Source organism: Cognatishimia sp., from assembly GCF_964229375.1.
Lineage (GTDB): Bacteria > Pseudomonadota > Alphaproteobacteria > Rhodobacterales > Rhodobacteraceae > Cognatishimia.
In genome coordinates this window covers 1-9,765 of sequence record NZ_CAXREH010000224.1, presented here as the reverse complement: position 1 = coordinate 9,765, position 9,765 = coordinate 1, and the positions used below count along the sequence as shown (strand labels likewise).

Sequence of the window (9,765 nt, the reverse complement as noted above, 5' to 3'; positions counted from 1 at the left end):
TCTCGCCTCCAAGCTCGAAGAGAACAATCGCACCCTTTGGGTAACCGAAGAAATCACGACGCTGACGTCGGCAGACACCTATACGTTGCTGCCGGAAGACGCGTGGCAACGTGTGAAAACACGCACGACTGCGCCAAAGTTTCTGGCCATCGTGCGCGAGCTGGCCAGATTTCGCGAATCTTATGCCCAAGAGCGCAACGTTCCGCGCAATCGTGTGTTCAAAGATGATGCTCTGATCGAGATGGCCTCGACCAAGCCAGCCTCGATTGCGGATCTTGGCAGGTCGCGCCTGTTGTTGCGTGAGGCGCGCAAAGGGGACATCGCCGACGGAATCCTTGCGGCCGTCAAAGCAGGCATCGAGTGCCCGCCTGCGAAAATGCCGAAAGTCTCGAACACCAAAGACAAATCGCAGGTGAACCCGGCATTGGCGGATCTGTTGCGTGTTTTGCTGAAAGCCAAGACCGAGAAATCCGGAGTTGCGTCCAAACTGATCGCGCCGACCTCTGATCTGGATCGTTTGGCGTCTGGGGAACGCGATGTTCCAGCTTTGTCAGGCTGGCGCCGTGAAGTCTTTGGCGAGGACGCACTGCGACTGTGTGACGGCCAGATCGCTCTGACCGCCAAAGGCGCAAATATCAAAATTATCAAATTGTCCTAAGGCGATAGGCCGACATGGCCTAGCGACGGGATTGCAGCGTCTTGTTCGCGCCAACGACACGGATCGTGCGGACACTCGCCAGTTGCTGATTGGTCAGAAACGCAGCTGCTGTGATTTCACGCGAGCGTGCAGGGCCCTGACGAAAGCCCGGAGGTTGAACCGCCAAAAGCGTATAGGTCAAAACGCCTTTAACGGGGATCAAATCCTCGTTTTCAGGCTCGAGCCGCACATCAAATGACCCTTGGCTAGACGCAACACCTTTGACCCGAACGATGGCACCGCCAGCGACACGCTCGATTTTCAATGTTGTCAGATCGGCGACCGGTGTGCCCCGATAAGTCACGGGCTCTCTGTTCAGAATAGAGTCTTTCTTGACCGGGATAAGGGGGTTCACCTCTTCTTCAGAGGTTTCGACGGTCTCGGATCCGCCAAACCAGTTGAAAGGATTGATCGCCGAGTCCCGTACACGCCCACAGGCCGTCAGTGTCAGCGTCGCAACAAGCAGAATTCCGAGTGTCTTTTTCATAGAACTGCCATCTCCCTTAATCACATACCGAGTTAACGCATTGCTGCCGCGTTGAAAAGCCGCTTGCTGGGGGCTGGACGTTTTCCTCTTGGGGACATAGGTGAGAGGCAACAGAGGAAAACGACTATGGCCACCGAAGCATTCGAAGAAATCGTCGAAGATTTTGAGTTTATCGAGGACTGGGAAGAGCGCTATCGCTATGTGATCGAGCAGGGGAAAGCGCTGGATCCCTTGGATGACGCACTCAAAGTGCCTGCCACTAAGGTTGACGGCTGCGCAAGCCAGGTCTGGCTGCATCCAAAGGTCGAAAACAACACGATGTACTTTGATGGCGACAGCGATGCGATGATCGTGCGCGGCCTGATCGCAGTTTTGCGTAAACTGTACAACGGCTTGTCACTGGATGAGGTTCTAGCGGTGAATGCGCGCGACGAGCTTGAGCGTCTGGGGCTGAACGAACATCTGTCTTCGCAGCGGTCTAATGGTTTGAAGTCAATGATCGAACGCGTTCGTTTGATCGCGTCACGTGGCTAGCGCAGCCTCATTTATCACATCAATAACGCCTGATTGTTATTATTTATCAGAGGCTTTTGTGGAACTTTTATAGTGCCGCAATACGTATAACCGAATGGCGCTGGCCAGCCCTGCATCCAAGTCACGTGATGCATCAATTTCGGCGGCCAGTGCGTTAATTGCCAAGCCTTTTTCATCAGCAATTTCGCGAAACGACACCCAGAAAGCGTCCTCGAGCGACACACTGGTGCGATGCCCCTTAAGCGTCAAAGATCGCTTGATCGGTCTGCTCATGGTTCACGCTTATGGCCGTCCAGATGTTGGATCGCCTTGTCTGATTGCTGAGTGTCGCGCAGTTTCTCGGCCTTTGAGCGTCCGAATTTTGCGCTGTTTTCATTGGCGCGGACCTTTTTGTCAGCCCGCGCCTTTTCTTTTCGAAACCGGTTAAGATTGACCGGCTTAGACATTAGTCTTTTGGACCGATCATTTGCTCAGGACGCACGACCGCATCAAAGGTCGCCTCATCCACGAACCCAAGCTTGACGGCCTCTTCTTTCAAAGTGGTGCCGTTCTTATGCGCCGTCTTGGCCACTGTCGTTGCGTTGTCATAACCAATTGTTGGCGCCAGCGCGGTGACCAGCATCAGAGATTCTTTCATCAGCTTGTCGATGCGGGCTTCGTTGGCCTGAATGCCGTTCAACATACGCTCGGTAAAGCTGTCGGCAACGTCGCCCAACAGCTGGATCGATTGCAGCAGGTTGTAAGACATCATCGGGTTATAAACGTTCAGCTCGAAATGGCCTTGCGAGCCAGCAAACGTCATCGCCGCGTTGTTGCCCATGACATGCGCGGCAACCTGTGTCATCGCTTCGGCTTGGGTTGGGTTGACCTTACCTGGCATGATCGATGAGCCCGGCTCGTTTTCAGGCAGGATCAATTCACCCAGACCAGACCGCGGGCCCGAGCCCAAGAAGCGGATATCATTGGCGATTTTGTACATCGCGCCAGCAACCGTCGCCAAGGCACCAGACATGAACACCATTGCGTCATGGGCCGCCAGGCTTTCAAATTTGTTCGGGGCCGTGACGAACGGCAGGCCCGTGATCTCTGCCATATTGGCCGCGACGGTTTCACCCCAGCCTTTCTGAGTGTTCAGACCTGTGCCGACCGCTGTGCCACCTTGCGCCAGCTCATAGATGCCGGGCAGGGCGGCTTCGACACGCGCGATGCCCTGACGGATCTGGTGCGCATAGCCACCAAACTCCTGACCCAGTGTCAGCGGCGTCGCATCCTGGGTGTGAGTCCGGCCGATTTTGATGATGTCTTTGAACTGCTCAGATTTGGCTTCCAGACCTTCGGCCAGTTTGGTCAGGCCAGGCATCAGCACGTCACGCACAGACATCGCCGTCGCGATATGCATTGCAGTCGGGAATGTGTCGTTTGAGGACTGCCCCATATTGCAGTGGTCGTTGGGGTGCACTGGGTCTTTTGAGCCGATAACGCCGCCCAGAATTTCGATCGCACGGTTCGCGATGACCTCGTTTGAGTTCATGTTGGACTGGGTGCCAGAGCCTGTTGGCCAGACCACAAGCGGGAAGTTGTCATCAAACTTGCCCTCAAAAACCTCGCCAGCCGCTTGGATCACCGCATCGGCAATGGTTGCATCCATTTTGCCCGAGGCTTTGTTGGCCTGCGCACAGGCTTTTTTGATGACGCCCAAGGCACGCACGATGGCGACAGGTTGTTTTTCCCAGCCGATCGGGAAGTTCATGATCGAACGTTGAGTCTGTGCGCCCCAATATTTGTCAGAAGGAACCTCAAGTGGGCCAAAGCTGTCGGTTTCGGTGCGGGTGTCGGTCATCAGAGCCTCCGGATCAATTTGGTTATGAGTGTCATACCGCCTCATGCCAAAAGCGCAATGGCAGGAAGGCCATGCAACGCAGTGTTAGCGTCAGCATTGCCGATTTCACGGATTTTTGAGCAATTTGAAAGCGCTCGCAGGCTCTGGGACACGGGCGCGCGGCCTGCAAAGGGCTTATTTCTTGCGAAAACTGTCCAGGCTGACCACATCGGCATCACCGCTGGCGTCTTCGGTTTCGACCTCAACGATATCCAGCTCTTCTTCTACCTCGACGTGATCTTCGGCCTCGACCTCTTCGATCTCGACCTCATCATCGCCCTGGCTTTCAAACCGAAGCCCAAACTCGACAGACGGGTCGACAAAGGTTTTGATAGCATCAAACGGGATATACAGAGGCTCTGGTGCGTCGCCGAAATTCAACGTGACAGAAAACCCTTCGTCGGTGATTTCCAGATTGTCGAACCAATGCTGCATGACGACGGTCATATCGCTTGGATATCGATCCATCAGCCACTGCGCGATATTCACATCGGGGTGGCGTGTATCAAAGGTGATAAAGAAATGATGCTCTCCGGGCAGGCCGTTGTCGCGCACATCTTCCAGAACTTCTTGAATAAGACGCCGCAGCGCGCGGTGCATCAAATTTCCATATTCAATCGTCTGCGTCATGACCCACCTTGAAGTTAACTTTCATCGTCAAACATAAATAGTTTTTCCCGAAACGGAAGATCAGCCGTGCGCCAATTCCCTAAAGAAGTGCAGCCCCGCAAGCGATTGCCGTTGTGATAAGCAAAACCCAGCCCAAGGGCCAGCGCAAGCCCAAAAGCAGAATGCCCGCCAGACACATCAATCCAAAGGCGACAGGATCGAAACTTTGGATGTCGGGTCTTAGGCCAAGGCCCGATTGCGACACAGCGCCAAACAATACATGCAGAGCAAACACCAGTGACAGGTTCAGAATAACCCCCACGACCGCCGCAGAAATTCCCGTTAGGGTCGCCTTTAGCGTGGGTTGCGCCAACACGCGATCAAGGTAAGGGGCGGCGGCAAAGATCCAAAGAAAACAGGGCACAAAGGTGCACCACAGGGTCAACGCACCAGCGGCAAGCATCAGGGGAACGCCACCTTGTTTAAAGCCCGCAAGCAGGCCGACAAACTCTGTCACCAGAATAAGCGGGCCCGGCGTGGTTTCCGCCAGCCCTAGCGCGTCGATCATTTCGGTGGTTGTGATCCAGCCCAACTCTACACTGACCGTCTGTGTCATATAGGCCAGCACCGCATAGGCGCCGCCAAAGGTGACGACAGCGAGTTTTGAAAAGAACAATCCGATGTCCAACAGAAACGTTTGATCGATCACATAGACCAACAGCAATGGGGCGCTCCATAGGCCGATCCAGAGCGGGATGTGCCAAAGCCCGTGACCTGACGGGGCGGGGGGCTTTTGATCACCTGATGCGGTTTCGCGGAACACCACAACGCCAAGCAACCCTGCCACAAGCAGAATGAAAACAAAGCTGACATTCGCTCTGTAGATCGCGAGGAACGCCAGCCCCGCGATGATCCATGCGGCGCGCCCAGTCAGCGCTTTCTGGCTGACCTTCCAAAGCGCCTGCACAACAATCGCGATGACCGCAGCCTTGATGCCGACAAAGCCTGCCTGAACAAGCGGCACCTCGGCCAGCCAGATATAAAGAAAGCTCAGAGCCAGAATGACCAAGGCGCCCGGGAGAATGAACAACAGCCCAGCAATCAGTCCACCCAGCGTTCCGCGCAATTTCCAGCCGGTATAGGTGGCGAGTTGCATGGCCTCGGGCCCGGGCAAGAGCATACAGAAACTGAGCGCGCCCAGAAAATCGCGATCCTTGATCCAGCCGCGCGTATCAACGAGCTCTTTGTGCATCAAAGCGATCTGCGCCGCAGGGCCACCAAAAGACAGTAGGCCAATGCGCCCAAACACGCGAAACAGATCGGATATAGAAGGAGAAACCGTGGTCATACCGCCCCTCATGCCGCATCAATATTACAGAGGTTTGACAGCAGATAACCGGTTGTGAGGAAAATGAAAATGTAGGTTTCTGTTGCCAGGTACCTACGAACCCCGCCTGACGCAGCTAGGCGCCAGGGCTTAAGATTTCAGTATCTCCGGTCGCTTACGCGGCCATTGCTACTGGAGCACGATTGTCATTTGCAATTGTACAGTTTTCGCCGATAACGGTGGCAGACAGCCGAAACAAAGCTAACCCCTTTAGACGTTCGTCGATCCTATTTCGGCCCCATCAACAACGCATCTATCGCAGATGCGCTCTTGGTGGAGCCGCCGGGTACCGCCCCCGGGTCCGATCCGCTTATTACGAGCGCGTTTATGTCCATAGTCCCCGAAAGGACAAACCCTATATAATTGCGCGGCTTGGCTAATGGAAGGGGAGAAATCTTTTAAAAGATTTCGATGTCGTTTTCTTTCAAAGAAAACTTAGGTTACGCGATCCGCTTGATTGGCGCGGCATTGCAAAAGACGACAATCTGGCCGGAGTTTTCATAGGCACGATACCCACGCCGCCGCACCTCGGCCAGAAACAAGGCCAGTCCGCAGAACCGTTCGATATCCCGCAGTTTGCGGCGCACAACAAATCCGTTCTGCGCAGATTTCGACGCAAAGAACGCATGTATCCATTGATGAGGATCAAGAGGAGAACCAGACATAGTTCCCTCAAAGCAAAAACCGGTTAACAAATCCCTAGGATTTCTTGCGTTCCGAGCGCGCCTTGGCAACGTTGTCCTTCAGTTGCAGAGTATACGCGCTGAGTTCACCAAGTTTCGCGTCAACAGTATCAGCATCGCGGTTTTCAACCGCATCCGCAATCGCCGTATGCAATTCGATGATCTTCTCGCGAGACCGCGCAGAAAACGTGATCATATTCATCAGGGGCTGCGTGGCCTCGACCGCTCCGGCCAATTGATAGGACAGAACATCGTTTCCGGCGCTGTCGACCAGCGCGCGGTGGAACGCCACGTCTGAATCGCAAAAGCTCTCGTCCGACAGGCCGGGCTGACCCTGTCGATAGATCTCGACCCGCATTGTGGCCAGATGGTCCGCGGTACGGCGATGGACCGCCAAAGGCGCACACGCGCGTTCCAGTGCAAAGCGGGCTTCACAAGCGGTTTGAAAATCCACCTCATTCATCGACATGAGCAGGGTAGAGGTCGTCACGTGATGCCCGCGCGCCTGATCATAACTCAACCGATTGACAAACGCCCCGCCAGACGCGCCGCGCTGGGTGCGGATCAGGTTTTGTGCGGCCAATCGTTTCAATGCCTCGCGCACAGTAGAGCGAGACACTGCAAAATGCTCGCAAAGCTCGGTTTCTGATGGCAATCTGTCATCAACGCGCAAGGTGCCGGCCATGATCTCTTCGCGAATGGCTTTCGCGATTTGGATCGACAGATCGGCTTTTGACGTTGGGTCTATTTTCATTTGTCAGACATTTAAATGTTGGCGCTGTAATAATTGTCTGACATTAATGGGCGGAAGATTCAATATTTTTGGGATGGCAAAAGTTGGGTAGCCTCGTCACACATATGAGCCGCAGTCTGCTTTGGGTTGGATTTTTTGCACTGATCCTGGTGGCCTGGTGGATGATGTACGTCATGGCGATGGACATGGATCTGGATTTCCTTGGGCGCCCCGGTCCTATGGGCCAAAACATGGCGGCAATGGATCCACGGATGCCAATGTACATGCCGATGGCGAACTTTGGTCCGCTGTTTGGCATGTGGGCTGCGATGATGGCTGCGATGATGCTGCCAACGCTGATCCCGACAATGCGCGCGTACAGTGACCTGATGCGTACGGCGAATGGCACAACCGGCGGGCTTTATGGCGTGGTGCTGGCATATTTTCTGATCTGGGTTCTGTTTGCGGCGGCGATCGCAGGTTTGCAACTGATCCTGTTGTTTGGCGGCGTGATTGACATGCTTGGCATCGCACGGTCGCCCTATGTTGCGGCAGGGTTGCTGATCGCGGTTGGTGCGTTTCAATTCACCCGAGCCAAAGAAATCTGCCACGGCGTCTGTCACAGCCCGACGATGTATTTCATGACCCGCTGGGATCCGAGTTTTGTAGGTGGCCTTAAGATGGGCGCAGGGCTTGGCGCCTATTGTGTGGGCTGCTGCTGGGGATTCATGTCTTTGGGATTCGTCGGAGGTGTGATGAACTTGGCTTGGATGGGCCTCGCGACCCTCTTCATGATTTTGGAAAAACTGCCTCAGGTCGGTCATGTTGTGACCAAACCGATGGGCGTACTACTCATTCTTGCGGGGATTTTGCTGATTGCAATGCCGCAGCTTGCATACGGAGGATAATTCATGGCGCCGAAGAAAAGACCTGACGCTGATCGCTTGCCGATTTCGCAGCGGATCGACAACCGGATGGACAATCCGAAACGCCGCCGCCTGGCCCCGACAGATTGGGCCATTAAAGGCGAGCTGTTTCTGAACTGCTCATGCGATTTGTTCTGCCCCTGCGTTGTTTCGCTGGGCAAGCACCCACCAACCGAAGGGCACTGCCACGCATGGATGGCAATCGCAATCGACGAAGGCCACTATGAAGGCGAAGACCTGTCTGGCCTGAACATCGGCCTGCTGGTCGACATTCCGGGGCGTATGGCTGAGGGCAACTGGAAGGTTGCGGCCTATGTCGACGAGCGCGCAAGCGGCAAGGCCTATAACGGGATTTTGCAGATTTTCTCGGGACAGGCGGGTGGCACCACAGGTCTGTTCACAATGCTGGTGTCCGAAATCATCGGTGCAGAGCGTGAGAAAGTCGAGATCGTGCGCGAAGGCAAGCGCCGCGCGATCTATATCGGCCGCAAGATTCAGGGCGAGATCGAACTGATGGAAGGCGCGGATCCGGATCATCCTGTGATGATTTCCAACTCGAAATACTGGATGGGCCCCGACATTATCGCGGCGCGCGGTCTGAAATCCCGTGTGCGTGACTTTGGGCGCGTTTGGGATTTTGGTGGCAAATCCGCCGAAGTCTGCCCCATCGATTGGTCCGGCCCTAAATAGGGTCATTGTCTGACACGCCTGCGCTTTTGGGAGATTGCAATGGCAGAAATTTCACCATCCCGCCGTCTGCGGCGAACCCCGTTTTCCGCAGGCGTCGAGGCTGAAGGTGTCAAAGCCTATACAGTCTATAACCGCATGTTGCTGCCTACGGTTTTTGAAAGTCCCGAGGCCGACTATCACCACCTGAAGGAACATGTTCAGGTCTGGGATGTGGCCTGTGAACGACAGGTCGAGCTGCGCGGGCCGGATGCTGGCAAACTCATGCAAATGCTCACGCCGCGTGATCTGCGCGGAATGATGCCCGGTCAGTGTTACTACGTTCCGATTGTGGATGAGACAGGCGGCATGTTGAACGATCCTGTTGCGGTAAAACTCTCCGAGGATCGCTGGTGGATTTCGATTGCCGACAGTGATCTGCTGTATTGGGTCAAAGGCATTGCCAACGGCTGGCGGCTGGATGTTCTGGTCGACGAACCTGACGTCTCGCCACTTGGTATTCAGGGGCCAAAGTCAGATGACCTTTTGGCGCGGGTCTTTGGTGACTCTGTGCGCGACATCAAGTTCTTTCGCTTTGGCTGGTTTCAGTTTGAGGGGCGCGATCTGGCGATTGCGCGGTCTGGCTATTCCAAGCAGGGCGGCTTTGAGATCTATGTCGAAGGCTCTGACCTTGGCATGCCGCTTTGGAACGCCTTGTTTGAAGCGGGTCAGGATCTGAACGTCCGTGCGGGCTGTCCGAACTTGATCGAGCGGATCGAAGGCGGGCTGCTGAGCTATGGCAATGACATGACCGATGACAACACGCCACATGAATGCGGGTTGGGCAAGTTCTGCAATACACATACTGCGATTGGCTGCATCGGCCGGGACGCCTTGTTGCGCGTCGCCACCGAGGGTCCGGTGCAACAGATCCGCCCGATTTCCATTGGCGGCGACAAGGTACCGGGCTGTGATCGCCCGTGGCCAGTTTATGCGGATGGCAAAAGGGTCGGCCAGGTGACTTCCGCCGCGTGGTCGCCCGACTTTGAGACGAATGTGGCAATCGGCATGATGCGGATGACCCATTGGGACGCGGGCACCAAGGTCGAAGTGGAAACGCTGGATGGAATGCGTCCGGCGGTGGTCGAAGAGAGTTTTTGGATT

The 9,765-nt window shown here is 55.2% G+C and carries 13 protein-coding genes and 1 other RNA gene; 5 read left to right on the top strand and 9 right to left on the bottom strand.

Annotated features, from left to right (window positions below):
* Positions 1 to 658: HRDC domain-containing protein (locus ACEQWH_RS15965; protein WP_370232505.1), on the top strand; the 658-nt coding region annotated here is incomplete at its 5' end.
* 19 nt (positions 659 to 677) lie between these two features.
* On the opposite strand, the gene ACEQWH_RS15960 is transcribed toward ACEQWH_RS15965, so the two are convergent.
* Complete coding sequence (locus tag ACEQWH_RS15960) at positions 678 to 1,184, bottom strand: hypothetical protein (RefSeq protein ID WP_370232503.1); 507 nt, start codon at positions 1,182 to 1,184, stop codon at positions 678 to 680.
* A gap of 126 nt (positions 1,185 to 1,310) precedes the next feature.
* Between ACEQWH_RS15960 and ACEQWH_RS15955 the strand changes: the two genes are divergently transcribed.
* The gene (locus ACEQWH_RS15955) at positions 1,311 to 1,718 is read left to right on the top strand and encodes a SufE family protein (protein ID WP_370232501.1); all 408 of its coding nucleotides are present in this window, start codon (positions 1,311 to 1,313) and stop codon (positions 1,716 to 1,718) included.
* 39 nt (positions 1,719 to 1,757) lie between these two features.
* Here ACEQWH_RS15955 and ACEQWH_RS15950 read toward each other — a convergent pair whose 3' ends face one another.
* The 8 genes from ACEQWH_RS15950 to ACEQWH_RS15915 all read right to left on the bottom strand — a co-directional run bounded on the left by ACEQWH_RS15950 (position 1,758) and on the right by ACEQWH_RS15915 (position 7,030).
* The gene (locus ACEQWH_RS15950; RefSeq protein ID WP_370232500.1) at positions 1,758 to 1,991 is read right to left on the bottom strand and encodes a ribbon-helix-helix domain-containing protein; all 234 of its coding nucleotides are present in this window, start codon (positions 1,989 to 1,991) and stop codon (positions 1,758 to 1,760) included.
* A complete protein-coding gene (locus ACEQWH_RS15945) occupies positions 1,988 to 2,164 on the bottom strand; it encodes a DUF4169 family protein (protein ID WP_370232499.1) in 177 nt (58 codons plus the stop codon). Before ACEQWH_RS15945 ends, ACEQWH_RS15950 begins: the two co-directional genes overlap by 4 nt.
* Positions 2,164 to 3,558, bottom strand: coding sequence for a class II fumarate hydratase (gene fumC / locus ACEQWH_RS15940; protein ID WP_370232498.1), 1,395 nt, complete (start codon positions 3,556 to 3,558; stop codon positions 2,164 to 2,166). Before fumC ends, ACEQWH_RS15945 begins: the two co-directional genes overlap by 1 nt.
* 174 nt (positions 3,559 to 3,732) lie before the next feature.
* Positions 3,733 to 4,227 carry an SspB family protein gene (locus ACEQWH_RS15935; protein ID WP_370232497.1) on the bottom strand — a complete coding sequence of 165 codons (495 nt, stop codon included), beginning with the start codon at positions 4,225 to 4,227 and terminating at the stop codon, positions 3,733 to 3,735.
* Between the two features lie 79 nt (positions 4,228 to 4,306).
* Complete coding sequence (gene chrA / locus ACEQWH_RS15930) at positions 4,307 to 5,554, bottom strand: chromate efflux transporter (protein WP_370232495.1); 1,248 nt, start codon at positions 5,552 to 5,554, stop codon at positions 4,307 to 4,309.
* 68 nt (positions 5,555 to 5,622) lie between these two features.
* Positions 5,623 to 5,982: a transfer-messenger RNA gene (ssrA, locus tag ACEQWH_RS15925) on the bottom strand.
* Positions 5,983 to 6,033: 51 nt separating this feature from the next.
* On the bottom strand, positions 6,034 to 6,258 hold the full coding sequence (locus ACEQWH_RS15920) for a hypothetical protein (protein WP_370232494.1): 225 nt from the start codon (positions 6,256 to 6,258) through the stop codon (positions 6,034 to 6,036).
* Between the two features lie 34 nt (positions 6,259 to 6,292).
* Entirely contained in the window at positions 6,293 to 7,030 is a 738-nt protein-coding gene (locus ACEQWH_RS15915; RefSeq protein WP_370232492.1) for a FadR/GntR family transcriptional regulator, read from the bottom strand.
* A gap of 104 nt (positions 7,031 to 7,134) precedes the next feature.
* Between ACEQWH_RS15915 and ACEQWH_RS15910 the strand changes: the two genes are divergently transcribed.
* From ACEQWH_RS15910 to ACEQWH_RS15900, 3 genes are all read left to right on the top strand, one after another.
* The gene (locus tag ACEQWH_RS15910; protein ID WP_370232491.1) at positions 7,135 to 7,917 is read left to right on the top strand and encodes a DUF2182 domain-containing protein; all 783 of its coding nucleotides are present in this window, start codon (positions 7,135 to 7,137) and stop codon (positions 7,915 to 7,917) included.
* 3 nt (positions 7,918 to 7,920) lie between these two features.
* Positions 7,921 to 8,625 (top strand): DUF1326 domain-containing protein, encoded by a 705-nt coding sequence (locus ACEQWH_RS15905; protein ID WP_370232490.1) that lies wholly within the window; start codon positions 7,921 to 7,923, stop codon positions 8,623 to 8,625.
* A 39-nt stretch (positions 8,626 to 8,664) separates the two neighbouring features.
* On the top strand, positions 8,665 to 9,765 hold a 1,101-nt coding region (locus tag ACEQWH_RS15900), incomplete at its 3' end, for a dimethylsulfoniopropionate demethylase (protein ID WP_370232489.1).

Bases quoted from the DNA above. Each gene is read 5' to 3' on its own strand.
- ACEQWH_RS15960 (WP_370232503.1), bottom strand. From the start codon at position 1,184: ATGAAAAAGACACTCGGAATTCTGCTTGTTGCGACGCTGACACTGACG.
- ACEQWH_RS15955 (WP_370232501.1), top strand. From the start codon at position 1,311: ATGGCCACCGAAGCATTCGAAGAAATCGTCGAAGATTTTGAGTTTATC.
- ACEQWH_RS15950 (WP_370232500.1), bottom strand. From the start codon at position 1,991: ATGAGCAGACCGATCAAGCGATCTTTGACGCTTAAGGGGCATCGCACC.
- ACEQWH_RS15945 (WP_370232499.1), bottom strand. From the start codon at position 2,164: ATGTCTAAGCCGGTCAATCTTAACCGGTTTCGAAAAGAAAAGGCGCGG.
- fumC (WP_370232498.1), bottom strand. From the start codon at position 3,558: ATGACCGACACCCGCACCGAAACCGACAGCTTTGGCCCACTTGAGGTT.
- ACEQWH_RS15935 (WP_370232497.1), bottom strand. From the start codon at position 4,227: ATGACGCAGACGATTGAATATGGAAATTTGATGCACCGCGCGCTGCGG.
- chrA (WP_370232495.1), bottom strand. From the start codon at position 5,554: ATGACCACGGTTTCTCCTTCTATATCCGATCTGTTTCGCGTGTTTGGG.
- ACEQWH_RS15920 (WP_370232494.1), bottom strand. From the start codon at position 6,258: ATGTCTGGTTCTCCTCTTGATCCTCATCAATGGATACATGCGTTCTTT.
- ACEQWH_RS15915 (WP_370232492.1), bottom strand. From the start codon at position 7,030: ATGAAAATAGACCCAACGTCAAAAGCCGATCTGTCGATCCAAATCGCG.
- ACEQWH_RS15910 (WP_370232491.1), top strand. From the start codon at position 7,135: ATGAGCCGCAGTCTGCTTTGGGTTGGATTTTTTGCACTGATCCTGGTG.
- ACEQWH_RS15905 (WP_370232490.1), top strand. From the start codon at position 7,921: ATGGCGCCGAAGAAAAGACCTGACGCTGATCGCTTGCCGATTTCGCAG.